This window comes from Chitinophaga rupis (assembly GCF_900109685.1).
GTDB classification, from domain to species: domain Bacteria; phylum Bacteroidota; class Bacteroidia; order Chitinophagales; family Chitinophagaceae; genus Chitinophaga; species Chitinophaga rupis.
In genome coordinates this window covers 1333751-1360527 of record NZ_FOBB01000001.1, presented here as the reverse complement: position 1 = coordinate 1360527, position 26777 = coordinate 1333751, and the positions used below count along the sequence as shown (strand labels likewise).

The 26777-nt window shown below is 46.8% G+C and carries 22 protein-coding genes; 11 read left to right on the top strand and 11 right to left on the bottom strand.

The window, feature by feature from the left end; all coding sequences use genetic code 11:
* Positions 1 to 93 precede the first annotated feature (93 nt).
* The 4 genes from BMZ54_RS05450 to recR all read left to right on the top strand — a co-directional run bounded on the left by BMZ54_RS05450 (position 94) and on the right by recR (position 6773).
* Positions 94 to 1092, top strand: coding sequence for a lipid A deacylase LpxR family protein (locus BMZ54_RS05450; RefSeq protein WP_089907221.1), 999 nt, complete (start codon positions 94 to 96; stop codon positions 1090 to 1092).
* 135 nt (positions 1093 to 1227) lie between these two features.
* Positions 1228 to 4398 (top strand): ATP-dependent DNA helicase, encoded by a 3171-nt coding sequence (locus BMZ54_RS05445; RefSeq protein ID WP_089907218.1) that lies wholly within the window; start codon positions 1228 to 1230, stop codon positions 4396 to 4398.
* A gap of 212 nt (positions 4399 to 4610) precedes the next feature.
* Entirely contained in the window at positions 4611 to 6089 is a 1479-nt protein-coding gene (locus BMZ54_RS05440) for an Ig-like domain-containing protein (protein ID WP_089907216.1), read from the top strand.
* Positions 6090 to 6155: 66 nt separating this feature from the next.
* A complete protein-coding gene (gene recR, locus BMZ54_RS05435; RefSeq protein WP_089907214.1) occupies positions 6156 to 6773 on the top strand; it encodes a recombination mediator RecR in 618 nt (205 codons plus the stop codon).
* A gap of 167 nt (positions 6774 to 6940) precedes the next feature.
* Here recR and BMZ54_RS05430 read toward each other — a convergent pair whose 3' ends face one another.
* Entirely contained in the window at positions 6941 to 7141 is a 201-nt protein-coding gene (locus BMZ54_RS05430; RefSeq protein WP_089907212.1) for a hypothetical protein, read from the bottom strand.
* Between the two features lie 480 nt (positions 7142 to 7621).
* Here BMZ54_RS05430 and BMZ54_RS33110 point away from each other — a divergent pair, with 480 nt between their 5' ends.
* From BMZ54_RS33110 to BMZ54_RS05405, 6 genes are all read left to right on the top strand, one after another.
* The gene (locus BMZ54_RS33110; RefSeq protein WP_202909140.1) at positions 7622 to 8638 is read left to right on the top strand and encodes a homocysteine S-methyltransferase family protein; all 1017 of its coding nucleotides are present in this window, start codon (positions 7622 to 7624) and stop codon (positions 8636 to 8638) included.
* Between the two features lie 14 nt (positions 8639 to 8652).
* Positions 8653 to 11391 carry a methionine synthase gene (gene metH, locus BMZ54_RS05425; RefSeq protein WP_202909139.1) on the top strand — a complete coding sequence of 913 codons (2739 nt, stop codon included), beginning with the start codon at positions 8653 to 8655 and terminating at the stop codon, positions 11389 to 11391.
* Between the two features lie 93 nt (positions 11392 to 11484).
* Positions 11485 to 12258, top strand: coding sequence for an exodeoxyribonuclease III (locus BMZ54_RS05420; RefSeq protein WP_089907210.1), 774 nt, complete (start codon positions 11485 to 11487; stop codon positions 12256 to 12258).
* Positions 12255 to 12557: a DUF4286 family protein gene (locus BMZ54_RS05415; RefSeq protein ID WP_089907207.1), complete on the top strand. Its 303-nt coding sequence runs from the start codon at positions 12255 to 12257 to the stop codon at positions 12555 to 12557. Before BMZ54_RS05420 ends, BMZ54_RS05415 begins: the two co-directional genes overlap by 4 nt.
* A gap of 305 nt (positions 12558 to 12862) precedes the next feature.
* Entirely contained in the window at positions 12863 to 13132 is a 270-nt protein-coding gene (locus BMZ54_RS05410) for an HU family DNA-binding protein (protein WP_029465307.1), read from the top strand.
* A 154-nt stretch (positions 13133 to 13286) separates the two neighbouring features.
* A complete protein-coding gene (locus tag BMZ54_RS05405) occupies positions 13287 to 13400 on the top strand; it encodes a 30S ribosomal protein THX (protein WP_089907205.1) in 114 nt (37 codons plus the stop codon).
* Positions 13401 to 13712: 312 nt separating this feature from the next.
* Here the strand turns inward: BMZ54_RS05405 and pdxH are convergent, their stop codons facing one another.
* Positions 13713 to 14360 (bottom strand): pyridoxamine 5'-phosphate oxidase, encoded by a 648-nt coding sequence (pdxH, locus tag BMZ54_RS05400; protein ID WP_089907203.1) that lies wholly within the window; start codon positions 14358 to 14360, stop codon positions 13713 to 13715.
* A 576-nt stretch (positions 14361 to 14936) separates the two neighbouring features.
* Between pdxH and BMZ54_RS05395 the strand changes: the two genes are divergently transcribed.
* Positions 14937 to 16070, top strand: coding sequence for a DUF3298 and DUF4163 domain-containing protein (locus BMZ54_RS05395; protein WP_089907201.1), 1134 nt, complete (start codon positions 14937 to 14939; stop codon positions 16068 to 16070).
* A gap of 150 nt (positions 16071 to 16220) precedes the next feature.
* On the opposite strand, the gene pyrH is transcribed toward BMZ54_RS05395, so the two are convergent.
* The 9 genes from pyrH to BMZ54_RS05350 all read right to left on the bottom strand — a co-directional run bounded on the left by pyrH (position 16221) and on the right by BMZ54_RS05350 (position 26292).
* Complete coding sequence (gene pyrH / locus BMZ54_RS05390; RefSeq protein ID WP_089907198.1) at positions 16221 to 16934, bottom strand: UMP kinase; 714 nt, start codon at positions 16932 to 16934, stop codon at positions 16221 to 16223.
* Between the two features lie 119 nt (positions 16935 to 17053).
* Positions 17054 to 17878 carry a translation elongation factor Ts gene (gene tsf, locus BMZ54_RS05385; RefSeq protein WP_089907196.1) on the bottom strand — a complete coding sequence of 275 codons (825 nt, stop codon included), beginning with the start codon at positions 17876 to 17878 and terminating at the stop codon, positions 17054 to 17056.
* 128 nt (positions 17879 to 18006) lie between these two features.
* Positions 18007 to 19002 (bottom strand): 30S ribosomal protein S2, encoded by a 996-nt coding sequence (rpsB, locus tag BMZ54_RS05380; RefSeq protein WP_089907195.1) that lies wholly within the window; start codon positions 19000 to 19002, stop codon positions 18007 to 18009.
* A gap of 105 nt (positions 19003 to 19107) precedes the next feature.
* Complete coding sequence (gene rpsI, locus BMZ54_RS05375; protein WP_089907193.1) at positions 19108 to 19497, bottom strand: 30S ribosomal protein S9; 390 nt, start codon at positions 19495 to 19497, stop codon at positions 19108 to 19110.
* Positions 19498 to 19511: 14 nt separating this feature from the next.
* Positions 19512 to 19955 (bottom strand): 50S ribosomal protein L13, encoded by a 444-nt coding sequence (gene rplM, locus BMZ54_RS05370; protein WP_089907192.1) that lies wholly within the window; start codon positions 19953 to 19955, stop codon positions 19512 to 19514.
* A 278-nt stretch (positions 19956 to 20233) separates the two neighbouring features.
* Positions 20234 to 20713 carry a hypothetical protein gene (locus BMZ54_RS05365; protein WP_089907190.1) on the bottom strand — a complete coding sequence of 160 codons (480 nt, stop codon included), beginning with the start codon at positions 20711 to 20713 and terminating at the stop codon, positions 20234 to 20236.
* A gap of 117 nt (positions 20714 to 20830) precedes the next feature.
* Positions 20831 to 22210 (bottom strand): RagB/SusD family nutrient uptake outer membrane protein, encoded by a 1380-nt coding sequence (locus BMZ54_RS05360; protein ID WP_162277476.1) that lies wholly within the window; start codon positions 22208 to 22210, stop codon positions 20831 to 20833.
* A 45-nt stretch (positions 22211 to 22255) separates the two neighbouring features.
* Positions 22256 to 25318 carry a SusC/RagA family TonB-linked outer membrane protein gene (locus BMZ54_RS05355; RefSeq protein WP_089907187.1) on the bottom strand — a complete coding sequence of 1021 codons (3063 nt, stop codon included), beginning with the start codon at positions 25316 to 25318 and terminating at the stop codon, positions 22256 to 22258.
* Positions 25319 to 25566: 248 nt separating this feature from the next.
* The gene (locus BMZ54_RS05350) at positions 25567 to 26292 is read right to left on the bottom strand and encodes a zinc metallopeptidase (RefSeq protein ID WP_238386499.1); all 726 of its coding nucleotides are present in this window, start codon (positions 26290 to 26292) and stop codon (positions 25567 to 25569) included.
* Between the last annotated feature and the right edge of the window lie 485 nt (positions 26293 to 26777).

Sequence of the window (26777 nt, the reverse complement as noted above, 5' to 3'; positions counted from 1 at the left end):
GCTGATTAATTCAGCACTGACATATTGTTATGCCAACCTGCCACTGCTACCGCTGTAATGCATTGAATAAAACTGAACGGTAAAACAGGAAGTATGAGAGCATTATTGACAGGAGCACTATTATTATTTTTAGCTGTTAAAGCTAACTGCCAGGTAATCAGCACGGCCGATAGCATTCATCACCTGCTGCGCATATATGAGGACAATGATTTTCTGAATATCCGCGGGCAGGGTACCGATGAATCTTATACCAACGGCACCCGTATAGATTACTTTTACCAGAAAAAGAAACCCACCCGTTTTTTAGATAAGCTCATACTGCCACGTACGGGTAAAAATGCCATTAACACCTATCACTGGAGCGTGATGCAGGTAATGATAACACCTAAGAACCTGAGTGAAACCAAGTATCTGCCGGATGATTACTCCTACTCCGGCGCACTGTTCCTGAGCCACGGGCTGGATTCCTATGACCCGGTAAGAAAGTTCAGCCTGCAGTCGGAGCTGGTCATGGGCGTAATGGGCCCCTTGTCTTTTGCGGAAGATGCCCAGAAGTGGGTGCATAATGTATTGAATTATGAACCGCCCATGGGTTGGGAAAACCAGCTGCCCAATGCCCCGCTGCTTAACTACAACTTTACCTATGAAAGAATGGTATGGCAGCCCGGCCCTTCTGTAGAGCTTATTGGCGGCGCTTCAGCTAATGTAGGTACCATGCTGGATGGTGGTGCCGTGCATGCCACCCTGCGCATAGGGCATATGAACCCTTATTTTGGTATCAGGGCAGGCAGCGCACAGCGGGGAAAAAAGCTGCAGATCTATGCCTTTTTGCGCCCCACGGTGGAGTATACCTGGTACAATGCCCTGCTGGAAGGCGGCCTGTTTAGCTGGCGCAATAGCCGGTTTGAAGTGCGTAAATCTTTCAACAAGGCCACCCTGCTGCCCTGGAATACCCGAATAGATTATGGGATGGGCATTGCCTTTCACCGCTTCCAGATAGCTTTTACCCAAAAAACACAAAGCGCCTCCCTGAAAGGTACCCGCTCACATGAGGTAGGTAATATTTCCGTGTATATTCCTTTAGGTAGCTGAACAATCCGTTCCCGTCCCTTGTTCTATTGCCGGATGATCAAATATCACGTGAAAGGTGAACGAGATACAGCACCTGCGCAGAGAGATCACCTTTCACTTTCCCCAGAAGTAAAGCGATTCCCGTAATTTTGCTACATGTCCCGCGAATTATCACAACATCACCAGCAGCGTTTCCAGGAAGTATATACAGGTTTGAATGAGCGTCAGCGTCAGGCCGTAGATAATACGGAAGGCCCGGTAATGGTAATTGCCGGCCCGGGTACCGGTAAAACGCAAATACTGGCCAGCCGTATCGGTAAAATATTACAGGATACGGATTTCCTGCCGCAGAACATTCTGTGCCTCACCTATACAGATGCCGGCACCGTGGCCATGCGTAAACGCCTTACGGACTTTATAGGCCCGGATGCGTACCGCGTAAGCATACATACCTTTCACTCCTTTTGTAATGAGGTGATACAGGATAACCTGGCCCTGTTTGAAAAAAATGTGCTGGATGCTATTTCCGAGCTGGAAAAAATTCAGCTGCTTAAAAAGCTGATCGATGGCTTTACGAAAGATAACCCGCTGAAACGCTACCGGGGCGATGTGTATTTTGATATGAAGAACCTGGCCTCCCTTTTCTCAACCATGAAACGGGAAGGCTGGACGGTAGACTATATTCGCGGCTGTATTAAAGAATATTTAGACAGCCTGCCGCAGCGCGATGAATACATTTGCAAACGCGCCACCAAAACATTTAAGAAGGGCGATGTACGTACGGATAAAATAGCGGTGGAAGAGGAAAAAATGGCCCGCTTACAGGCCGCAGTAGAGCAGTTTGATGTGTTCCAGGCTATGATGCAGGCCGCCAACCGCTACGATTTTGATGATATGATCAACTGGGTGATCCGCGCATTTGAGAACCATCCCAACCTGCTGGCCGATTATAAGGAACGCTTCCAGTACATACTGGTGGATGAATACCAGGATACCAGCGGTACGCAGAACCGGCTTATACAGCTGCTGATCAAAGACGAAGAGCTGCCGAATATTTTTGTGGTGGGCGATGATGACCAGAGCATATACCGCTTCCAGGGAGCCAACATAGAGAATATGGAGCAGTTTGCCGGCAGCTTTGCTGACACATTGCTTACCGTAGTGCTTACACAAAACTACCGCTCCGTACAGAATATACTGGATGTGGCCATGGCCCTGATAGATAATAACGGCGGCTCACGCCTGGTGAACCAGCTGCCGGGCCTCAGCAAAGAGCTTACTGCCAGCAATGCTAAGCTCACGCCACTTTCCATACCGCCCATTATACAACGTTATAATACTGCCCGCGATGAAATGGCCGGTATTACCAATACCGTTACCCGCCTGCTGGAAGAAGGCGTGGCGCCGGGAAAAATAGCGGTCATATACCGGGAGAACCGGTATGGCGAGGAGCTGGCGCAGTACTTCCGCCTGAGCGGATTGCCCATCTACTCCAAACGTAATATTAATTTATTTGAAGTACCCTTTGCCCGCAAAGTATTAACCCTGCTGCGTTACATAGCCTGTGAGCTGGATACGCCCTACAGCGGTGACGACCTGCTGTTCTCTATACTGCACTTTGACTTTTACAACATACCACCCATAGAAGTAGCCAAAATAAGCATACGGGTAGCGGAAAAAGGTTTCCAGGAAAAAACATCCATCCGCCAGTATTTACAGGAATGGCAGAAAACGCGCAACCTGACCTTATTTACAGAAGCGCCGGAACAGGCCATGATGAACGTAAGCAGCCTGGTGGAAAAATGGATCGGTGAAGCGCATAATATTACTTTGCAGCAGCTGTTTGCCAACATTATTAATGACGGCGGGGTAATGAGCTATATTATGCAGTCGCCGGAAAAGATCTGGCTGATGAAGATCTTACAGGCGCTGTTTGATTTCATTAAAGAAGAAACCCACCGCAACCCGGACCTGAATGTAACCTCCCTTATGGAAATGGTGAACCTCATGGAAAGCAATGGCATTCCCATACCACTGGTGCAGGTAGCCGGTAATGATAAGGGCATAAATCTTATTACCGCGCACGGATCCAAAGGGCTGGAGTTTGAGCATGTGTTCCTGGCCGGCACCAACTCCCACCTGTGGGAAAAGAAACGGAAGAACAGCAGTGGCTTCTCTTTCCCTGATACGGTGTTTGTAACGCAAAGCACCTCTACCGACGAGCAGGAGCTGCGCCGCCTGTTCTATGTAGCCATTACCCGGGCAGAAAAGCACCTGTATATCAGCTACCCCGAGTTCCGGCAGGATGGCAAGCCGCTGGAACCCAGCATGTTTATTACAGAAATACTGGAACAGCATCCGTTGCCCGGCGCCAAAATGGAGCTGGCGGAGGAAGACCTGTTTGCCTTTGAGCTGCTGAATTACGCCAAAGGCCAGGCGCCGGAAATAGCGCGGGTAGACCAGCAGTTTATAGATACCCTGCTGGCTGGTTTTGTGATGAACGTAACAGCGCTGAACAATTACCTGGACTGTCCGCTGGGCTTCTTTTATAAGAACCTGGTACGGGTGCCCACCGGCCGTTCGGAGAATACGGAATTTGGATCGGCTGTGCACTACGCGCTGGAAAAGCTGTTCCAGAAAATGCAGGAAAACCCGCAAAACGTTTTCCCCACCAAGGAAGAATTTCTGCGTGATTTTGCCTGGAGCATGCGCCGTAACCGGGAATCCTTCACCAAAGAAGCCTTTGACCGGCGTATGGAATACGGGCGGGATATTCTCAATAACTATTATGATACCTACATAAACAGCTGGCCCCGTGTAGTAAGCGTGGAACGTAATGTGCGTAATGTAGTGGTAAGCGGTGTGCCCATAAAAGGGAAAGTGGATAAGCTGGAATTTGACGGCAGCCAGGTGAATGTGGTGGACTATAAAACCGGCGATTATGAAAAAGCCATCAAGGAATATAAAAAGTTTGAGCTGCCCAATGAGCGCCATCCCAACGGGGGCGATTACTGGCGGCAGGCCGTGTTCTATAAGATATTGCTGGACAACTATAAGCTAAAGAACTGGCAGGTGGTAAGCACGGAGTTTGATTTTATTGAGCCCAATAAGCAAAAGGTATATCATAAACAAAAGGTGCAGATCACCCCGCAGGATGTAACCACCGTTACTCAGCAGATCGTAAGCACCTGGGCCAAAATTCAGAATAAGGAGTTTTATACCGGCTGCGGTAAAGAGGAATGTCCCTGGTGCAATTTTGTGAAGGATAATAAACTGCATGTAGCCCTGCACAACCTGGAGGAGGAAGCCCTGACCGAAGAGGAGTAAAAGTAAGGAACGAAAGCGCTAAGTTTGCAGTTCAAAATTGAGGGCAGGGCCTGGAAGAATGTAAAACCATAAATGTTAAATTTCAAAGGTATAAGGGCAAATACGGCCGGGTAGCTTGGCTGCATTGCATTTAACTTTTACATTTAATAGCTGAAATTTACATTTCATTCTTTCGTCCTCCTAAATTGGTAATAGTTTATTAATCAAAGCAAATGATCCAACGTTTCCGGAGCCTGGTTTTGGGATTAATTGTCATCGCTTCCTTTTTTTTGTCGCGCTGCGCCAATATAGTGCCTCCGGGCGGCGGCCCAAGGGATACCCTCCCTCCCCTGCTGCTGGCCGTTGATCCGCCGGATTCTTCCCTGCATTTTAAAAGCCGCAAGGTGCATTTTACCTTTGATGAATATGTGGAGATGGATAACGTGTTTGATAAAATGATCGTTTCCCCTACCCTGAAACGGGTGCCTACCGTTACCTCCAAGCTGCGTACCGTAACCATGGAGATCAAGGATACCCTGGCGCCTAATACAACGTATACCTTTAACTTTTCCGATGCCATTAAGGATGTGAATGAGCGTAACCCGATCATTGATTTTGCCTATGTGGTATCTACCGGCGATTACCTGGATTCCCTGCAGGTGCTGGGCCGCACCATTAATGCGGAAACCGGTAAAATAGATAGTAACGTGTCTGTAATGCTGTACCGTAACCACACGGATTCCGTAGTATCCAAGGAAAAACCGGTGTATTATGCCCGCTCCAAAGGCAATGGCACCTTCTGGTTCAAGAACCTGGCCCCCGGCGATTATAAGCTGTTTGCCATTAAGGAAGAGGACCGCGACCTGCAATATACCCAGCCTACCACAGAGCTGATTGCTTTCCAGGATAGCTTGATACACCTGCGGGAGGATAATATAAAAGACCTTACCATGCTGCTGTTCATAGAACAGGACAGCACCATAAAAGTACCCGGGGAGCAGCCGGCTACCGAAGAACAACCGGCGCCGGAAGAAAAAGAAAAGGAAAAAGATAAGGACAAAAAGAAAAAGCCCCGCCTGCAGATCCAGCCGCAGCTGGACCAGAACCAGCAGGAGCTGGATACGCCTATGGTGCTGAACTTCACCATTCCGCTGGCCCGCCTGGATAGCACCCAGTTTCACCTGGTGGAAGATACTTTGCTGAAACCGGTGAACATTGCTCATATGAAGCTGGACTCTACCCGCAGTAAGCTAACCCTTAAATATCCCTGGAAAGAGGGTATGCACTACCGGCTGATCGTGGATAAAACGGCTGCTACGGACACGCTGAACCAGCAAATGACTAAAGCCGATACCATTAGCTTTTCCGCCAAAAAACTATCGGACTACGGAAAACTGTTCCTGAAGCTGAAGCTGAGCGACAGTACTGCTGCTGCCCTGAAAGGCGATACCAGCATCCATTTCGTGGTGCAGCTGGTAAAAGATAAGGATGTTAAATACTCCGGCGTAGTGGTAAACGGCACCTGGACCAAAACCCTCATCACCCCCTCGGAATACGAGATCCGTATTTTGCTGGATGAGAATGGCAATGGCAAGTGGGACCGCGGCGTATATTACAAGCATCCTAAAAAACAGCCGGAACGGGTAGTGAGCTTCCCGGAAAAGAAGAATATTAAAGCCAACTGGGGAGTGAAGGAAGATCTTACGCTGTAGGAGCCTCCACCCTTTACGCTGATATTTCACTTTTCACCGCACTCTCCTTTTCATTAATTTTGTTGCATGATCTTTTCCTCTGCCCTGATTGAAAATGCGGTCAATGAATTTGCCAGGATGCCGGGCATCGGCAAAAAAACAGCCTTGCGGCTGGTGTTGCATTTGCTGAAGCAGGAGCCTTCGCAGGTACAGCAGTTTAGTGAGGTAATTGCCCGTATGCGCCAGCAGATCAGGTTTTGCCAACAGTGCCATAATGTTTCCGACGAAGATATTTGCAGCATTTGCGCCAGCCATAGCCGTAAAAAAGAGCTGGTATGCGTAGTAGAGAACATACGCGATGTAATGGCTATTGAAAACACGCAGCAGTACAATGGGCTGTACCATGTGCTGGGCGGCATCATCTCCCCTATTGACGGTATTGGCCCCGATCAGCTGAACATCCACTCCCTGGTGGAAAGGGTGCAGCAGCAAGGCATTACAGAAGTTATTATGGCCTTAAGCCCTACGATTGAAGGCGATACCACCATCTATTATCTTTCCAAAAAGCTCAAGGAGCTGCCGGTAAAAATTACCACCATTGCCCGTGGCATTGCCTTTGGCGGTGAGCTGGAGTATGCGGATGAAATGACGCTGGCAAGGTCTATTACGAACAGGCTACCGCTGGAGAGCTATATGCAGAAGTAGGCTGAACGCTCAATGTATAACGCTGTTAACATAATCAGCGTTACGCGTTTGGCTTTAGGCTTTTAGCATAAAAAAATACAGGTGCTTAATAGCACCCGTGTGTGTTTAACCTGTAATTCCACGTTATGAAAAAGGTATCAGCCCGCAGGGCGCGCTGACAATGCGTTTTATGGGGTTGGTTCCACTGCCGGATCCGTTTGTGTTTCCTGTAATTGCCTCCACTTTTGCATTTCATACTTGTTCAGAAAGCATATTTTAAATACCTCTGAATGGTCGTTATCACCGGGTCCGTCGGCCACAGGTACCGGCTGCAGCCCTAATCCTGCCAGGTGCTGTTGTAAATTATGGATATGCTCTGCAATACGCATGGTTGGGTTGTTACAAGTCAACAATAAGAACAAGACTGTGGTGGTATTATAATTCAGTTACAACAGGAGCGCATACTGCATACAGGCATACGCGTTGTAATGAAAAGGGTATTGGTGGGTACCTTGGTAGCTGTCAGATATTTGTTGTATTCGTTTTGCATGATCTAAGTGCATGAAGAAGCATGGCTTCCAATTACCCTACAAATATAGTAGACTAATAATACTAAACAAAATTATTTTTATTCCAGGCGAAAAGAGCCTGTAAATGCATACGGTACTTCTTATATGTATCCCTGATACTGCAGAGCACAGGACCGGCCATTTAACAGGCCTTTAACATCTGTTATAACCCATATAGCAAATCATGCTTTTCTCTCAGGAGTTTAGTATCTTTGCAGGATTCCCGGCGGGTGGATTTGTTTATTGTTCGACCCCCCGGTTTCACAATCTTCTTAACCGTAACTAATAAACATCAAGCACATGAAATCTTTGCAACAATGCGCCACAGAGCGCATCCTGATTATCGATGGTGCAATGGGCACTATGATCCAACGCTACAAACTAGAAGAATCCGACTACAGGGGGGAACGTTTTAAAGACCATCACAGCGATGTGAAAGGGAATAACGATCTGCTAAACCTCACCCAGCCGGCTATTATTGAAGCCATCCACAAAGCTTACCTGGACGCCGGCGCGGATATTATTGAAACCAATACCTTCAGCAGCACTTCCATTGCCATGGCGGATTACGACATGCAGCACCTGGCTTATGAGCTGAATGTAGCTGCAGCCCGCATTGCCAAAAAGGCCGCTGCAGAGTATACCGCCAAAAACCCGGATAAACCGCGGTTTGTAGCCGGCGCTATTGGTCCGCTCAATAAAACCCTCTCCCTTTCCCCGGATGTAAATAACCCGGGCTTCCGCTCTGTAACGTTTGATGAGGTGGCCACTGCCTATACAGAACAGATCAAAGGACTGGTAGAAGGCGGGGCCGACATCTTATTAATAGAAACCATTTTTGATACGCTTAACTGCAAGGCAGCCATTTACGCCATTAAGCAATACTTCCGGGAAACCGGTAAGCCGGAGCTGCCTATTATGATCTCCGGAACCATTACCGATGCTTCCGGCAGAACGCTGAGCGGGCAAACCCTGGAAGCGTTTTACATATCTGTAATGCATGCGCACCCCTTCTCTGTAGGGCTGAACTGCGCACTGGGCGGACAGCAAATGCGGCCGCATGTGGAGGAGCTCTCGCACATAGCAGCCTGTTATGTAAGCTGCTATCCCAACGCAGGGCTACCCAATGCTTTTGGTGAATACGATGAGCAGCCGGAAGATACCGCCTGCATTATTGAAGATTTTGCAAAAGAAGGCTTTGTAAATATTGTAGGCGGCTGCTGCGGTACCACGCCGGACCACATCCGCCATATTGCAGAACATGTAAAAACCATTAAGCCCCGTCCCTTACCCAGGCTGGAACCCACCCTGGCATAAACAGCAATAACAACATGAGTGCAACAATAACTAATTCTGATACATCAAACGGAACACTGGTCATTAAACCATACCTGCGCCTGAGCGGGCTGGAACCGCTGGTAGTAAGGCCGGAGACCAATTTCCTGAACATAGGGGAGCGTACCAACGTAACCGGTTCTAAAAAGTTTGCCCGCCTCATACGGGAAGGCCAGTACGAAGAAGCCCTGTCCGTAGCCCGGCAGCAGGTGGAAAGCGGCGCCCAGATCCTGGATGTGAATATGGACGATGCCCTGCTGGACGGGGAAAAGGCCATGACCACCTTCCTGAACCTGGTAGTGGCAGAACCGGATATTTCCAAGATCCCCATCATGATAGACTCCAGTAAGTTCAGCATTATTGAAGCGGGTCTTAAATGTATACAGGGTAAATGTATTGTAAACTCCATCAGCTTAAAAGAAGGTGAAGCCAAGTTTATTGAGCAGGCCTTTATTTGTAAAAGCTTTGGTGCAGCCGTGGTAGTAATGGCGTTTGATGAGCATGGCCAGGCAGATACCAAGGAGAAAAAAATAAGCTTCAGCCACCGCGCCTATAAGATCCTTACAGAGCAGGTAGGCTATGACCCACAGGATATTATCTTCGATCCCAACATTTTTGCCATAGCCACCGGCATTGAAGAGCATAATAACTACGCGGTGGATTTTATTGAAGCTACCCGTGAAATAAAACGCCTCATGCCCCTTACCCGCGTAAGCGGCGGGGTAAGTAATATCTCCTTCTCTTTCCGTGGTAATGATGTGGTGCGTGAAGCCATGCACTCCGTATTCCTGTACCATGCCATTAAAGCCGGTATGGATATGGGCATTGTGAATGCCGGCATGATCCAGATCTACGATGAGATAGAGCCGAAGCTGCGCGATCTGTGCGAAGATGCAATATTGAACCGCCGGGATGATGCAACGGAAAGACTGATCAATTTTGCCGAAACCGTAAAAGCCAAAGGCAAAGTAATAGAGAAAGACGAGAGCTGGCGGCAGGGTACGGTGCAGGAACGCTTAAGCCATGCGCTGGTAAATGGTATCACCGATTATATAGAAGCAGATACGGAAGAGGCACGCCAGCAATATGAGCGCCCGCTGGATGTAATTGAAGGCCCGCTGATGGATGGCATGAACATAGTAGGCGACCTGTTTGGCAGCGGCAAAATGTTCCTGCCACAGGTAGTAAAGAGCGCACGCGTAATGAAGAAATCCGTTGCGGTGCTCACCCCTTTTATAGAAGAAGAAAAAAAGCGCCTGGTAGCACAGAACGGCGGACAAATAAAATCAGCCGGTAAAATACTGTTAGCTACCGTTAAAGGTGATGTGCATGATATAGGTAAGAACATAGTAGGTGTGGTATTAGGCTGTAATGGCTATGATATAATAGACCTGGGCGTAATGGTGCCCACCGAAAAGATCCTGCAAACTGCCCGGGAACAACAGGTGGATATTATTGGCTTAAGCGGCCTTATTACCCCCAGCCTCGATGAAATGGTGCATGTAGCCCGGGAGCTGAAACGCCAGCAGTTTGATATACCGCTGCTTATAGGCGGCGCTACTACCTCCCGCACGCATACCGCTGTAAAAATAGCGCAGGAGTATGAGCATGGCGTAGTGCATGTACTGGATGCCTCCCGCAGCGTAACCGTTACGGGCAGCCTGCTGAACAAAGCCCTGAAAAAGAACTTCCTCGCAGAAGTTAAAAGCGAATACGAAAAGCTGAATGAAGGCTTCCGCAATAAGCGCCCGGTAAAACAATACCTGTCTGTAGCAGATGCAAGAAAAAATAAAGCGGTCATTGACTGGAACAGCTTTACCCCGGTACAGCCCAAACAGCCCGGCATTCAGGTGTTTAAGGATTATGACCTGGGGGCAATAGCTCCGTATATAGACTGGCAGCCCTTTTTCATTGCCTGGGAGCTGCATGGCAAATTCCCGCAGATCTTAACAGACGAGGTAGTAGGTAAAGAAGCCACCCGTTTGTATGAGGATGCGCAGGTGATGCTGAAACGTATTGTAAATGAAAAGTGGCTTACCGCCAATGCTGTAATAGGCATCTTTAAGGCCAATGCTACCGGCGATGATACTATACAGATCATAAGTGATACCGGCATGCCGGTACACCTGGAATTTCTGCGTCAGCAGATCAAGAAAGCGCCGGGCCAGCCTAACTTTTCCTTAGCGGATTTTATAGCCCCTGACAGCACCGGCCTGCAGGACTATATGGGCGGCTTTGCCGTAACCACCGGTGGTGGTATAGAAGCGTGGCTGGAAAAATTCAAGGCTGACCATGATGATTACAGCAGCATTATGCTGAAGGCCCTGGCCGACCGCCTGGTAGAAGCTTTTGCAGAGTTAATGCATGAGCGGGTGCGTAAGGAATGGTGGGGTTATGCCAGCGAAGAGCACCTGAGCAATGAAGACCTGATCAAAGAAGCATATTCCGGTATACGCCCGGCGCCCGGTTACCCCGCCTGCCCGGAGCATACAGAAAAGTATAAACTGTTCGATCTGCTGGATGCTACCACACATACCGGCATTACCCTCACAGAATCATTGGCCATGTACCCGGCAGCCAGCGTAAGCGGCTGGTATTTTGCCAACCCTGCCAGCAAATATTTTGGCATTGGTAAAATAGAAAAAGACCAGGTGGAGGACTATGCCCAGCGTAAAGGCTGGAGCCTGGAAGAAGCTGAGAAGTGGCTACGCCCGGTACTTGAATACGATATGTAATTGGATTTCAGCTGTTAGATTTACGATTTTAGATTTGATGGAAGCGACTGTTTCCAATCTAAAATCGTAAATCTAAGATCGTAAATAACTAATATGAGAATTGTTTCCTATAATGTAAACGGTTTGCGTTCCGCCATGAGCAAAGGTTTTGTGGAATGGTTGCAAACAGACCCCGGAGATATTATTTGCCTGCAGGAGATTAAGGCCCAGAAAGACAATGTTGACTTCCGCCAGTTTGAGCAGCTGGGTTATGAACACTACTGGTATCCTGCGCAAAAGAAAGGTTATAGCGGCGTAGCCGTGCTCACCAAAATAAAGCCAGACCATGTTCAGTATGGTAACGGCTTTATGCAAAGCGATACAGAGGGCCGTTTTATACGCCTGGATTTTAAAGACGTTACCTTAATTAATACGTACTTCCCTTCCGGCACCAGTGGCGATGAGCGCCAGACCTATAAATACCAGTGGCTGGATGAATTCTATGGTTACCTGAACACCTTACGCGCTACCCGCCCCAACCTGGTAGTTTGCGGTGATTATAATATTTGTCATAAACCAATTGATATACATGATCCCGTTGGGAACAAGAAGTCCAGCGGTTTCCTGCCTGATGAAAGGACCTGGATGGATAAGTTCTTTGAAAGCGGTTTTGTGGATACCTTCCGGCATTTTAACCCGGACCCGCACCAGTACAGCTGGTGGAGCCAGCGCGCCAATTCCCGCAATAATAATAAGGGTTGGCGTATAGATTACATTAACGTAAGCGCGCCCTTACAGGCCCGGCTTAAGAAAGCCGCTATCTGGCAGGAGGTAAAACACTCTGATCATTGTCCGGTATACCTGGAGCTAACCCCCGGCAGCTTATGATCATATATAATGTAACTACCAAGATCACCAACAACATCCACGACCGTTGGCTGCAATGGATAAAGGAGGAGCATATACCGGAAGTAATGGATACCGGCCTGTTTCATGATTTCCGCATGTGCCGGCTGCTGGAGCAGGATGACAAGGAAGGCCCCACCTATGTTATTCAATACTACACAGATACCCTGGAGAACTATCATACCTACCTGCAGGAGCATGCTCCGGAGCTAAGACAGAAGAGCTATGAGCAGTTTGGGAACCAGTTTGTGGCTTTCAGAACCGTTATGCAGGTAGTATAAGCCCTCAAATTTATCCACATGAAATCCACTGTTTTCAAGGGATTCAAGGCCTTATACAATATGGGAGGGAAACCGGCGTTTATTAGTAAGTTCATATCAAATGCCCCATGGTGGCGGGTCTTGCTAAACACATGGCCGCAGGAGAGGGGTACCCATGAAAAGGCTGATCGGCTGTAACCGTTACCAGTAGCCCCTTACAGCCGATAAAAATTTGGTTATAATTGCAGCAAAAAATTTGGTAATCTGATAAAACGCTTTATATTTGCTCACATCAAACATTTTTCACTAGTTAAATCTTACTAACTATGAACAAAGCCGAATTAATCGACAAACTGGCAAAAGATGCCGCCATCACTAAAACTCAAGCTAACGAAGCATTGGATTCTTTTACCAAAGCTGTTGCTGATACACTGAAAAAAGGTGGTAAAGTAACCCTGGTTGGTTTTGGTACTTTCTCTGTTTCTAAGCGTGCTGCCCGTAATGGTAGAAACCCTCAGACTGGCCAGATCATCAAGATCAAGGCTAAGAAAGTTGCTAAATTCAAAGCTGGTAAAGCGCTGTCTGACAAGCTCTAATCGGTTAGCACAACTTATTCAAGCAAGGAACAGTTTTGTTTCTTGCTTTTTTTTGCTTTATAGGTATCCTTTCAGGAATGGCGCGAATTGCGTAATTTGCGCCTGATTAGGCAGGCTAACCTGCAAATTCTAAAACTGTAAATTAATTATTACAATGGGTAGAGGTGATATCAAAACCAAAAGAGGTAAGATCTCCAACAAATCCTTCGGTAAGGCAAGACCTGCCAAAACCAGGAAAACTGCTGCTAAAGCAGAAAAGAAAGCATAGTTTAAATTACGGATTGTGCTTAACGCGGAACGCCTGAGGCTGAATGCTGATGTATGTTGTAATACATTCAGTGTAAAAAGCATCAGGCGTTAGTATTTCTGTGAGGCTTACGCCTTCAGCGTATAGTGTTACCCGTAATTTGTGATTGATAATCCGGAATTCCCTTAATTACATATCTTTCAACGAACAGCCATTAACCCCGCACTCCCCAATTTGTAATTATTCATATCATAATTACTTTCAATGGCGTTCCCGCCTGGCGGGCCAGGCTATGCCCTGTTTTGCAGTGCGTAATTGACAATTCGTAATTAGTCATGGTGCCAGGCGCTCTATCTTCCACCCTTCCCCTTCTGTTAGCGTATATTGTACACGGTCATGCAGGCGGTTGCTGCGTCCCTGCCAGAATTCCATTAACAGCGGTTTTACCGTATAGCCGCCCCAGTTATCAGGCCGCACAGGTGTTTCCAGTACATATTTTTCAGCCAGTGTGTTTACCTGCTCTTCTAAAAAAGAGCGGTGCGGTATTACCCGGCTTTGTGGAGATGCGATAGCGCCAATGCGGCTGCCCAGTGGACGCGAATCATAATATTCATTACTGATGGCAGCCGGTGTTTTACTAACTATACCGTCTATACGTATCTGCCGTTCCAGCTCCCGCCAGAAAAATAACAGGCTTACCTGTGGGTTAGCCGCCATTTCTAACCCCTTACGGCTTTCATAATTGGTAAAGAAAGTAAACCCGTCTGTATCAAAGCTCTTTAATAATACAATGCGTGCGGAAGGGCGGCCCTCCGGGGTGCTGGTAGCCAGCGTCATGGCATTAGGTTCATCCAGCTCACTGTTAATGGCATCCTGCCACCACTGCTCAAATTGTTTCAGCGGATCTTTTTCCACCTCACTTTCATCAAGGGAGGCCAGGCGATAGTCCTTACGCAGTGCTGCTACTTGTTTATTTAACATAAACCCGTTTTTAATTGATACAAAGGTAAGGGGAGAATGAGGAATTACGAATTGGGAAATTCATGATTTACGTCATTCAGGGAAAAGTGAATGATGATGTGCATCACCAATGTCCATTACAAAATGCGGGGCAATTGTAGTCAGTCTCACCCCAACGGGAATGCCATTGAAAATAATTATTACAAATTATATTGAGCGCAGGCGTAGCGTATAATACACTCAGTGTAAATAGCATCAGCTGTTAAGCTTTCTGTTAGCGTATGACGCTGAACGCAAAATGCCTGATGCTGAACGCTTGCCTACCTTATAATATATTCAGCGTAGATAGCATCAGGCTTTAGGCTTCCTGTTAGCGTATTGCGCTAAATGCAAATGCCTGATGCAGAACGCTTGCCTAACTTGTGATTACATTCTGTTATCAGGCAGTTAGTATACTGTGCTGAAAACAAAACACCTGATGCTAAACACGAATGTATCTTGCAATACATCCAGCGCGAATAGCATTCAGCGTTAAGCATTAGGCATTCAGCGTTTCGCATAATTTTGTAAACTTGTACCTGTTCAACATCAAATACCATGAACAAACATCCCCTGTTTTTTTTGCTGGCAGCCACCGTTCTTGCGGCCTGCGGGCAGCACAGTAAATCCGGCGATACTGCAGCAGACAGTACGCTGGCAGCCAATACAGCCCCGGCAGCCGCCCCTTATTTTTATTTACAGCTGAAAGGCGTGGTGGGCGAGCAGGAGGTTACCATGCAGCTGCTTAAGACCGGGCCGGATATTTACCGCGGCTATTACGTATATGACAGGGTAGGTGAGCCCATTAGTATATGGGGCAGCCCGGATTCCAGCAGTCAACAGTTAACCCTATACGAAGATAGCCGGGGCGATGAAGAGATCACCTTCCGTGGCAAGCTGGATAGCTCCGGTAACTTCACCGGCACCTGGCGCGGCAAAGGCACCGCGTACAAATTTCTGCTGCATCCTGACTTTAGTAAGGCAGTACACTTTGATGTATATTATGCAAAGGATAGCGCTCCGCTGCTGGCCAATGCCCCTAAATCGCCCATGGGCGAAGCTGCTAACAGTATTATATGGCCGGCTGCCCGTACAGATGCAGATATTGCCGATCTTATTAAAACAGCCATTACCGGTAAAACTCCGGTTAATGATCCGCAGCAGTTTGTAAAAAGAAGTAATGATTCTTTCCTGATCAGCTATAAAGGCAGCGCTGCCACCATTGATAGTGCTGCGTTGCAAAGCGAAGGCAGCGCATCCTGGAACTGGACCTCTGAAGGCGATATAAAAGTAGTGTGGAACCAGTACCCCTTGCTGTCTTTGGAGTACTTTGGCTATGATTTTACCGGCGGCGCACATGGTAATGGCGGCGCCATACACCAGGTGCTGGACCTGGACAGGAAAAAAGTGCTTACCCTGGATGATATTTTTAAAGGCGACTATAAGCCGGTGCTCACGCGGGAGCTGGAGCTGTCCTTTCACAAAGCTTACCAGACACCGGAAGGCCAGCCTGTTAAGGAAATGCTGCTGGTAGATAGTATTGAGCCCAATAATAATTTTGTGCTCACCAATAAGGGCATTGTGTTTAGCTACACTCCCTATGAAATAGGACCGTATGCAATGGGGCAGGTAAATTTATTTATCCCCTATGAACGCCTGCAGGAAGTATTAAAAGCAGACTACACTAAATGATTTGCAAATGTGCAATGAACGGGAATATACTTGTATGCCGGTTTATATTAGCCGGTAAATAACGGGGCGCATGGTATAAATGAAAATGCAGATGTACAAACGAAGATCCATTTGCACATCTGCATAGCTATAATCTGCACATTAACTTTATCAGGCGGTTACCAGTGTACCTACACGTTTACCCATGATCACCTGCAGCAGGTTGCCGGGTTTGTTCATGTCAAACACAATAATAGGCAGCTTGTTCTCCTGGCAAAGGGTAAAGGCCGTCATATCCATTACGTTCAGTGATTTCTGGTACACTTCCGCAAAGGTGATGGATTCAAAGCGGGTAGCAGTGCTGTCCTTCTCAGGGTCGGCAGTATAAATACCATCCACACGGGTACCTTTTAAGATCACATCGGCCTGTATTTCTATGGCGCGCAGGGATGCGGCCGTATCAGTTGTAAAGTAAGGGTTGCCGGTGCCGGCGCCAAAGATCACTACACGGCCTTTTTCCAGGTGGCGTATAGCGCGGCGGCGAATGTAAGGCTCCGCGATCTGTTCCATTTTAATGGCAGATTGCAGGCGGGTGTACAAACCGACTTTTTCCAGCCCGCTTTGCATAGCCATCCCGTTAATTACGGTGGCCAGCATACCCATATAGTCACCCTGCGCCCGCTCGATCCCGGTCTCTGCTTCGTTCATACCGCGATAGATATTACCGCCGCCAATTACAATGGCTACCTGTACGCCCAGGTCTGTCACGGATTTAATATCATACGCATAATGTGTGATTACTTTCGGATCAATACCATAATTTCCATCGCCCATCAGGGACTCGCCGCTCAGTTTGAGTAAAATTCGCTTGTACTTAGGCAACATGACGCTATAATAAGATTGTAGAAGGTGGTTAGTTTATCAGTTATTTACGATAAATATACAGGTATATGCACAAAAAAAAGGAGAGAATTTTCTTCTCTCCTTTTTTCCCTGGAATCCGATTACCCTAACGCAATGCGTTTAAAGGCGGTTACCGTGAGATCAGCGGATACTGATTTCAGGTAATCTGCTACGGATTTGTTATTATCTTTTACAAAAGCCTGCGCTAACAGCGTGCTTTCTTTGAAGAATTTATTCACTTTACCCATGGCAATTTTTTCTGCCATTTCAGCGGGTTTACCTTCTGCCTTTACCTGCTCAACTGCAATGTCCTTTTCACGGGCAATAACATCAGCCGGTACGCTGTCAGCGTCAACCGCAATCGGGTTCATAGCAGCAATCTGCATGGCTACGTCTTTACCTACTTCCGCAGAAGCTTCTTTGGAGAAGCCAACCAGTACACCCATGCGGTAGTTACCGTGGATGTAAGCGGTTACAGAAGCAGCATCGATCCTTTCAAACTTGCTCAGGGTGATCTTTTCGCCGATCTTGGCTACCTGGTCGTTCACTTTATCTGCAACGGTAGCGCCGTCCAGTGAAGCAGCGCCCAGCTCTTCAATGGTTTTAACACCAGTGCTCAGGGCCAGGTCTACTATAGATTGTGCAAATTTTACGAAGTCTTCATTTTTGGCCACAAAGTCGGTTTCGCAACCTAAGCCTACTATCACACCAGATTTGTTGTCTGCAGTGGTTTTAGCAATGATAACGCCTTCTTTGGTTTCGCGGTCAGAACGTAAAGCCGCTACTTTTTGACCTTTCTTACGCAGGTAATCCACTGCCTGTTCAAAATCACCGTCACTTTCTACCAGTGCCTTTCTGCAGTCCATCATACCCGCGCCAGTTTGCTGACGCAGTTTGTTTACATCAGCCGCTGTAATTGTTGCCATGACTTATAAATAGTTTTAGAGTTTACGAAGTACTTGTTCAATTACCTATTAAATAATTACGAATTACGAATGTAAGCAATCACATAGATCACAACTCGTAATTCGTAATTGATAATTCGTAATTAATATTATCTGCCGCCACCAGGCCTGTTGCCGCCACCTGCACCGGAAGGACGACGCTGTCCGCCGCCACCACCACCGGGCCTGTTACCGCCAGGTCTGTTGCCGCCGCCGCCTCTGTTGGGGCCACCGCCACCAGGACGGTTACCGCCACCACCACCGGGACCTCTGCCAGGACCACCAGGGCCTCTGCCACCGCCGCCGGGACCGCCTCTGCGGGCTCTTTCACGGTCTTCACCACCTTCCAGCTCAAAGCGCAGGGCTTTGTTATCTGCTTCTTCCTCTTCGATCACCTCATCGGTTTTCTCAGTAGCTCTTTCAGAAAGACCTTCTGCAATAGCTGCTGCGATGTAGTTGGTAACAATGGCGATGGATTTGGTAGCATCGTCATTGGCGGGAATTGCAAAATCAACCTTGGTAGGATCGGAGTTGGTATCCACCATACCGAAGGTAGAGATACCTAAACGGCGGGCTTCTGCCAGTGCAATATGTTCGTGGCTGATGTCAATGATGAACAGTGCAGCCGGAACGCGTGCCAGTTGAGCGATACCACCCAGCACTTTCTCCATTTTCTCTTTATCGCGGCTTAAGGTTAAGCGTTCTTTTTTGGTAATGTTATCGAAAGTGCCGTCTGTAAGCATTTTCTCAATGCTCTGCATTTTCTTCACGCTCTTACGGATAGTAGCAAAGTTGGTTAACATACCACCTAACCACCTTTCTGTTACATAAGGCATGTTGATACGCTTGGCTGCTTCTGCTACGATTTCTTTTGCCTGTTTTTTAGTAGCCACGAACATGATCTTTTTACCGCTTTTGGCGATGGATTTCAGGGCCGCTGCTGCGTCCTGTAAACCTTCTACGGTCTTGTTCAGATCAATGATGTGAATACCTTTCTTTTCGGCGAAGATATATGGCAGCATCTTCGGGTTCCATTTCTTCTTCAGGTGACCAAAGTGCACACCTGCCTCCAGTAACTGCTGCTGTAATGAGGTATTATTTTCCATGTTTATTATGCTCTGTTAAAAGGATCAATAATTTAATTAGCTGTTAGCGTTAGCTGATAGCATTTAGCTAAAGGCCAAAAGCTAAGAGCTAATAGCTCCCATATACTAGCGTTTAGAGAACTGGAAGCTTCTTCTTGCTTTACGTTTACCTGGTTTCTTACGCTCAACAGATCTGGGATCGCGGGTAAGCAGGCCGGCTGCTTTCAGGGCAGGGCGGAATTCTGCATTTATCTCGCACAGTGCACGGGCAATACCCAGCTTCACAGCTTCTGCCTGGCCTTTAATACCACCACCGGCAGCGTTCACCTTCACGTCAAATTTGTCCAGCGCGTCAATGGTTTTAAAGGGCGCTTCTACCTGGTTCTGCAGGTATACGAGCGCGAAATATGTTTTATAGTCCTTGTCGTTAACAGTAATGTTGCCGGTACCCTTGCTTACATACACGCGGGCTACAGCTTCTTTACGACGACCAATGGTATTTTTTTGCTTTTCCATGTATCAGAGAAAAATTAGAAAGTTAAGGTTTGCGGTTTCTGCGCTGTGTGCGGATGCACGGCACCGGCATAGGCAAATAATTTCTTGTACATCTTACGACCCAGGCGGTTCTTAGGCAGCATACCTTTTACAGCCCTTTCTATCATTACTTCCGGACGGCGGCGGATCAGATCTTTTGCCAGCTCTGCCTTCTGACCACCGGGGTAGCCAGAATAGGTCTGGTATTCCTTTTCGTCCATTTTGTTACCGGTCAGTATCACTTTCTCAACATTGATCACGATCACGTAATCACCACAGTCGGTATGAGGCGTATAATAAGGTTTGTTTTTACCTCTCAGAATGGCCGCTATCTTGGCGCTCATGCGACCCAGCGTTAAGTTGGTAGCATCTACAATGTACCAGTCGCGCTTTACAGTAGCTTCGTTGGCCGATTTAGTTTTGTAACTTAAGGTGTTCATTTTTATACAATAAAATTTACGTCAGGTAAATAGTTGTCCCGTAAAATCGGGAGTGCAAAACTAAGTAGTTGCTGCGGAATAACCATGGGTTTAACGTTATTTTTTGTGAGTACCCCTTGTAATCAATTGGTTTTCAATAAACATTTTGATAAAAAGTTTTCAACACTATTGGAAAGGGCTTGAAATAAGGCTATCAGGAATCTTGTATAGCGGACCATATAAATGAAAAAAGGGATATGAACCACATCCCTTTTTATTATCTACCTAAATATCATTACTTAAGGGCATGTAGCACCGTTATCCTGGACAATGATCCTGTAGTCCTGGCAAACATTGGCAACAAAGGATAAAGAGATAAAAGAAACACCGGTATTGAAAGTTTTGCAGCTCACCCAGGTACCATCCTGTGCAACTACCGCTATCAGGCCATCGGTTGCCATATGACTGTTAAGGGTAAGCGTGATACGGTAAGTTCCGTTTGCAAACTGCCCGAAATAATAGGGCAAAGTGGGAGTGGTTACGCTAATGGGACCTCCTGACGGCGGCTGCAACTGGGCCACTGATACGGATGCGCCAGCAACGCTGTGCAAAAAAATAAAAGGGCCACATCTTTTCTTGTCCTTTATAACACCAGGTGCCATAGCGCTGGTATCAGATGTGTTAGAAGGCAGCAAAGAGTTGTTTTGAGGACTAAAGCTGGTTAACAGGCCTAAAATAATTAGTAAAAGCGGGTAACGAAGGTTAACCATTTTGTTCATAGGGTTAAATTTATATTGTTTAAAATAATGTACTTCTTCGGGAAAGATCTTCACAGGAACAATACAGGTCTTACCAATGGCAAGACCTGTATTGTGTATTATAAACAGCTATTGTACTTAGTAGCTATCATTTTGCTGAAGCTTGCCATTCACATCAATTTCCCTTTGAGGAATGGGCAGGGTTAACTTCGGATCATTATAAGGGCGGGTGCCGGTGCTTAATTTCAGGCGTTTAATGGTCCACAGCTTATCACCTTCATAGGGCAATTCACGGAACCTTTCCTGTACTACATCATTAGCAGTTACTGTGGCCAGCGGTGTTGCATGGGACCTGCTGCGTACGGTGTTCACATCATTCAGCGGAGCATCGCCAACAGCAGAACCATTACGGATATTGGCTTCTGCACGGGTAAGGTACATTTCAGCCAGACGCACTACCGGCAAATTGCTGTACAAAGTTGCCCATTTCCCGGTGTACACACCATCAATCCCTGAAATGCTGCCACCATCATATACAAAGGCTTTACGGTCATCACCATCTTCATACAGGTCTAAAATGGCTGTATTCACCTGTACATCTCCCCGGCCGGTTGGGTAACTACCATAAAAGGTGGTCATACCATTATTTTCAGTACCTGCATTACTTTGATTCGTTTGCTGGATAGCGAAAATATCTTCTGATGAATTGGCTGAATTACCAAATGCCTGGCTAAAGTTAGCGGTAAGATTAAACATCCCGGATTCAATTACAGAATCTGCAGCAGCGGCAGCCAGCGGGTATTTAGCTTCTGCCATATACAGCCTGGCCAGGAAAGCCCATGCGGCAAACTTGTTGGCCCGGGTATCATTTGACTCAGGTAAATTTGCAGCGGCATCTTTCAGGTCATTTTCAATTACCGTATATACCTCTCCAACTGTAGCTCTTGCTACATCGCCTTTTGAAATATCATCACTGCTCAGCACCGGTTCCAGTACCAGCGGCACAGCCAGGTTTGTATTAAGGTTGCCGTCAGAGTAAGGCTTACCAAACAGGCCGCTCAGGTTGTAATAGGCAATAGCTCTGATGAATTTGGCTTCTCCGGTAAGCTGTGCCTTCATATCTGCGTCTGTTACCAGGTCTATTTTATCCAACACTATATTGCACGCATTAATGATCTGATAACTGCGATCCCAGATGCCTTCCGGAATACTGTTTGTTTTTTGTTGGCGGTGAAAGAATATATCCGCATAGTTCTGGAATGTACCTACAAACTCCAGTTCACTGGAATTAGCCATCATATCGGATATAAGAAAATAGCGCTCGCCATAAGCGTTGTAATGCTGCATGGATTTATAGGCGCCTAAAATAGTGGCATCTACGTCTCCTGCCGTGGTGATCTGGTCCGGGCTTATATTTTGCCCGGGTACCACATCCAGCTTCTTATTACAGGCAGGCGTAATGGCTACCATGGCCACGATAACCGCTGAATATATATATCTGCTAAAGTATGATCTCATTGTTGTCTGATTTTTGATAAACGATATCTGCATACAGCACTGGGTTTAGAGCTTTACATTCAAACCAACCGTAAAGTTCCTGGCCTGGGGAACGGTGTAAAAATCTACACCTCCACCAATGTTGCCCAGTACACCGGTATTTACTTCCGGATCGCTGATATACTTGGTTTTGGTCCATAAGTTATAGCCAGCTACATAAATACGGGCGCTGTTAATGTGCAGTATGTTGCTAACAGATTTAGGTACAGTGTAACCCAGTGTTACGTTCTTCAGACGGATATAAGAGCCGCTGTACAACCAGCGGGACGATATATTGTCGCCACTGGTAAAGAATGCAGACAACCTTGGCACATCAGTGATATCACCGGGTTTCTGCCACCTGCGCAGCTGGTCCACAGTCTGGTTATCATAACCGCCTGCAAAGCTGTTGGACATGTATACACCTGCACGGTTATAGATCTTATTACCTGCTACAAAAGTAAAGAAGCCGCTCAGGTCAAAACCTTTGTAACTGAAGTTGGTATTGAAACCGCCGGTCCAGTCGGGGTTTGATTTACCTACCACTACTCTTTCTGCCTTGCTGTAATCGTTGGTGGTTTTTCCGTCCGCATCATAAAAAAGTGCATCGCCGGTAGCAGGATCTACCCCTGCATATTTCGGCATAAAGAACACGCCGATGGGTTGGCCTTCAACCGCCCGTTGCTCAGCACCAGATGATTCCAGGATCTGGCCCTGTATATTCTTTACCTTGTTCTTATTATACGCCACGTTTACAGAAGCAGTCCATCTGAAATCCTTACCGTCAATGATGGTACCGTTCAGCATTACTTCAACCCCCTTGTTCTCCATTTTACCTACGTTGCGGTAAATATTCTCAAAACCACTGGTGTAAGGTACATTTGCCTGCAGTAACAGGTCGGAGGTTTGTTTGTTATAGTAATCCACTTCACCACTCAGGCGGTTATTGAACAGGCCAAATTCAAGGCCCGCATCCATCTGCGCTGTTTTTTCCCATTTTAAACCGGTATTACCTATCTGTGAAGGTCTGTAGCCGGGGAGGTTGGGATAGTTGGTCACTTCCAGTAAGGTCTGGTACTGGTTCTCGCCTATTTCCGCATTACCGGTTAAACCATAGCTGGCTCTTAATTTCAGGTAACTTACTACTGAATTGTGCTTCATGAAATCCTCTTCTGAAATTAACCAGCCCAATGATCCTGCAGGGAAGTAACCGTAACGGTTATCCGGTCCAAAACGGGAGGAACCATCGGAACGGATGCTGAAACCCGCCAGGTACTTGCCTTTAAAGGCATAATTAGCGCGGAAGAAGTAAGAAAGGAAATTATAGCGCTGGTTGTAGGAAGTACCTGCTGTAATAGATCCTGCAGCAGATAAATTCTTGATAGCATCAGAAGGAAAATTCTCACCCTCTACATAAGAAGTACTAAGATCATTCTGCTGATAGCTCATACCCAATACTGCAGAAAGGTTATGGTTTTCACCCAGTGAAGGGCTAAAGGTAAAGTAGTTGTTGGTGTTAATGTTCGTGTTCTGTGTATAATTATAATAAGCAGTTCCTTTAGGAGCGCCATCAGTAGACAGCTTGCTCAGGTACTGCTGTTCTGTAAGGTTGCTCAGATCTGCACCAAACTCTGTTCTGAAAGAAAGGCTGGGCAGGATGTTATAAGTAGCAAACGCATTTCCGATAGTGCGGAAGGTTATTTGTTTGTTGGAGTTATAAGCGGCATCTATTAATCCGTTGGGATAAAGTGTGCTGCTGTTCAGCTTACCAGTTTCCGGATCCGTAAGGGGAGAAACAGGCGCTTGTGCTACCAGCTGGCCGGGTGTAGAGAACGCGTTATCATCTGAAATACGGTCCAGCTGCGAGCGGTTCACCGCTATGTTAATACCAAATGATAATTTATTGGATGCCTGGTGCTCCAGGTTCATGCGGGCGCCATATCTCCTGAAACGGTTCACAATTACAATAGCCTCCTGGTCATTATAAAAGCCGGACACATAGAATTTTGTTTTTTCAGTACCGCCTCTTGCGGACAGGTCTAACTGCCGGGTATGCGCCACATCTCTGTAAACCTGGTCTTCCCAATTGGTATTTACCGCCTGGTTCTTCCAGTCAGTACCCAGGGAAAGGACGTTCATCCTATTAGTGATCCTCTTTTGGAAAAAGTCAATAGATTCCTGCTCTGTAGCAAAAGTCGGGAAATCCGGCAGCGGGGTGGCAAACTGTGAGCGGCCATCATTGGCAGCCCTTTCCATCAGCAGGTCTACATACTGCTTGGCATCCAGGAAGCCACGCTTCTTAGTAGGCTTGCTAAAGCCTGTACTTGCATTTACTTCAAAAACTGTCTTCTCTCCCTGCCGGCCTTTTTTGGTAGTGATAAGCACAACACCATTGGCGGCACGGGCGCCGTATATTGCCGATGCAGATGCATCCTTTAGCACCTCCACAGATTCAATATCATTCGGATTAATATCTGCTAAAGGATTGGTGGCATCGTTGGTAGAAACGGACTGGCTTTCTGATATAATAGGCAATCCGTCTATCACGTATAATGGCTGGCTGCTGGCAGATATTGAGGAAGTACCGCGGATGCGGATCTTAATACCCTGGCCAACCTTACCACTACCAGACTCAATTACCACACCGGGCGCCCTGCCCTGTAGCGCGGATTCAAAGCTGGCTACCGGCTGGTTTTCCAGCTCTTTGCCCTGCACTTTGGCAACTGCGCCGGTCAGTTCGCGTTTCGATTGCGTACCATAACCAACTACCACTACTTCTGATAGTTCTTTATTACCGGTACTTAATGCCACAGTTACGTTACTTTGGTTTGTCACATTTACTTCCTGGTCACCATAACCCACAAAAGTAAATACCAATGTATTGGTGCTATTGGGCACATTAATGCTAAAAGAGCCATCAGCAATAGTAACAGTGCCGGTGGCAGTGCCTTTTGCCTTCACAGTTACCCCTGGTAAGGAGCTGCCATCTTTGGCGTCTGTTACCTTACCGGTGATAGTTTTTTGCTGTGCATAGGCGAATTGAGACATGACGAGCAGCATGCCTGCAAGAAGGGAGTAGATTCTTCGCATAAGCTATTTTTTGGTTCAAAGTTTAACGGGGTTCAGCCGGTGGCCGAAATAAGGTTTTATAACATTCATTTTAAAAGACGGTACATCAGTTCCATTAGTCATTTGGTTGTCCCACAAGTCAGAAATTTCCGTAATTAAATAAGATTAACCTGGAAAAAAGAAACAAATATAAGGGCTTTAAATGAAAAACTCCATTTACCACAAAGGCAAATGGAGTTTTTCGTTCAAATGATTAAACCTTGATAATTTTAGTCTCTGTTACGGGCGCCCATATAGATAAGTATATATTGTACCAGGGTGGCAATAGAAGCTACCGCTGCTACCACATAGGTCATGGCGGCCCACCACAGGGCATCTTTGGCTTTGCCGTATTCAGCGGGTGGCATGAGTGCTGCATTATTTAACCAGGCCAGGCCCCGGCGTGAGGCGTCAAACTCAACCGGCAGGGTGATCACCGCAAACAGCGTGGTTACGCCAAATAGCATAATACCGCCCAGTAATAAGGCCGGGAACACATTTACCAGCAAAATACCCCCTAAAAGCACCCATTGTACCAGGTTGGAGCTTATTTGTACGGCCGGAACCAGCTTGGAGCGCAGGCCAAGCCATTTATAGGCCTGGGCGTGCTGTACTGCGTGGCCGCATTCGTGAGCCGCCACAGCGGCCGCAGCCACACTGGCAGTGCTGTATACGTCAGGGCTCAAGTTCACGGTTTTGTTTTCCGGGTTATAGTGGTCAGACAGGAAACCATCCACGGAAACCACCTGCACATCGTAAATACCGTTGTCCCGCAGCATTTTCTCCGCAATTTGCTTACCGGTAAAACCGGATGAGACGGGTACCTGGCTGTATTCCTTAAACTTGCTGCGCAGCCGCCAGCTTACCAGCAGGCTAATGCCTATGAATAACAGGGATAAAAGCATTACTCCCGGCGGCATACCGGGCATTATAAATAACATAAGATCAGTTGTCATGCTCAATAAAGGTTAAATTCTATTACAAAATTACTACTGTATCCTATCAAAATGTTATCCAATACCACTGCGGTACAAGGTTTTAGGCTTTTCTTAAGAAATCCGGGTTGAAGAGGCCTTCAAGGTGTCAGTTTCAAAAATTAATGCTGTCATTGTGGCGTCATGTAAGCAATATCATATATTTATTATAGACTATTTGTCAGGGGTGAGACACTCTATTATTAAGTTTTTTTTATATGTAAAATAAACCGGCATCACTCCTATTTATCAATATTTTACGACCTTCCAACGCAAGTAATATTAAACTCAGAATGCCCTGAAACAGGCGATGGGAGCCGATCTGTCACATTATGAAAATTGCTCAAAAGTTATTCACATCAATTAAATAAACTTTTTTATTCTGAACCCATTTAGTAATTTAGACCTGAATTTAATGGGTTAGTAAGTAGAAAGAGTCAACGGAATCTTCTGTTGGCTCTTTTTCT

What these genes read in the sequence shown, in the direction of transcription:
- BMZ54_RS05450 (WP_089907221.1), top strand. Translation starts at nt 94, where the DNA reads ATGAGAGCATTATTGACAGGAGCACTATTATTATTTTTAGCTGTTAAA.
- BMZ54_RS05445 (WP_089907218.1), top strand. Translation starts at nt 1,228, where the DNA reads ATGTCCCGCGAATTATCACAACATCACCAGCAGCGTTTCCAGGAAGTA.
- BMZ54_RS05440 (WP_089907216.1), top strand. Translation starts at nt 4,611, where the DNA reads ATGATCCAACGTTTCCGGAGCCTGGTTTTGGGATTAATTGTCATCGCT.
- recR (WP_089907214.1), top strand. Translation starts at nt 6,156, where the DNA reads ATGATCTTTTCCTCTGCCCTGATTGAAAATGCGGTCAATGAATTTGCC.
- BMZ54_RS05430 (WP_089907212.1), bottom strand. Translation starts at nt 7,141, where the DNA reads ATGCGTATTGCAGAGCATATCCATAATTTACAACAGCACCTGGCAGGA.
- BMZ54_RS33110 (WP_202909140.1), top strand. Translation starts at nt 7,622, where the DNA reads ATGAAATCTTTGCAACAATGCGCCACAGAGCGCATCCTGATTATCGAT.
- metH (WP_202909139.1), top strand. Translation starts at nt 8,653, where the DNA reads ATGAGTGCAACAATAACTAATTCTGATACATCAAACGGAACACTGGTC.
- BMZ54_RS05420 (WP_089907210.1), top strand. Translation starts at nt 11,485, where the DNA reads ATGAGAATTGTTTCCTATAATGTAAACGGTTTGCGTTCCGCCATGAGC.
- BMZ54_RS05415 (WP_089907207.1), top strand. Translation starts at nt 12,255, where the DNA reads ATGATCATATATAATGTAACTACCAAGATCACCAACAACATCCACGAC.
- BMZ54_RS05410 (WP_029465307.1), top strand. Translation starts at nt 12,863, where the DNA reads ATGAACAAAGCCGAATTAATCGACAAACTGGCAAAAGATGCCGCCATC.
- BMZ54_RS05405 (WP_089907205.1), top strand. Translation starts at nt 13,287, where the DNA reads ATGGGTAGAGGTGATATCAAAACCAAAAGAGGTAAGATCTCCAACAAA.
- pdxH (WP_089907203.1), bottom strand. Translation starts at nt 14,360, where the DNA reads ATGTTAAATAAACAAGTAGCAGCACTGCGTAAGGACTATCGCCTGGCC.
- BMZ54_RS05395 (WP_089907201.1), top strand. Translation starts at nt 14,937, where the DNA reads ATGAACAAACATCCCCTGTTTTTTTTGCTGGCAGCCACCGTTCTTGCG.
- pyrH (WP_089907198.1), bottom strand. Translation starts at nt 16,934, where the DNA reads ATGTTGCCTAAGTACAAGCGAATTTTACTCAAACTGAGCGGCGAGTCC.
- tsf (WP_089907196.1), bottom strand. Translation starts at nt 17,878, where the DNA reads ATGGCAACAATTACAGCGGCTGATGTAAACAAACTGCGTCAGCAAACT.
- rpsB (WP_089907195.1), bottom strand. Translation starts at nt 19,002, where the DNA reads ATGGAAAATAATACCTCATTACAGCAGCAGTTACTGGAGGCAGGTGTG.
- rpsI (WP_089907193.1), bottom strand. Translation starts at nt 19,497, where the DNA reads ATGGAAAAGCAAAAAAATACCATTGGTCGTCGTAAAGAAGCTGTAGCC.
- rplM (WP_089907192.1), bottom strand. Translation starts at nt 19,955, where the DNA reads ATGAACACCTTAAGTTACAAAACTAAATCGGCCAACGAAGCTACTGTA.
- BMZ54_RS05365 (WP_089907190.1), bottom strand. Translation starts at nt 20,713, where the DNA reads ATGAACAAAATGGTTAACCTTCGTTACCCGCTTTTACTAATTATTTTA.
- BMZ54_RS05360 (WP_162277476.1), bottom strand. Translation starts at nt 22,210, where the DNA reads ATGAGATCATACTTTAGCAGATATATATATTCAGCGGTTATCGTGGCC.
- BMZ54_RS05355 (WP_089907187.1), bottom strand. Translation starts at nt 25,318, where the DNA reads ATGCGAAGAATCTACTCCCTTCTTGCAGGCATGCTGCTCGTCATGTCT.
- BMZ54_RS05350 (WP_238386499.1), bottom strand. Translation starts at nt 26,292, where the DNA reads ATGACAACTGATCTTATGTTATTTATAATGCCCGGTATGCCGCCGGGA.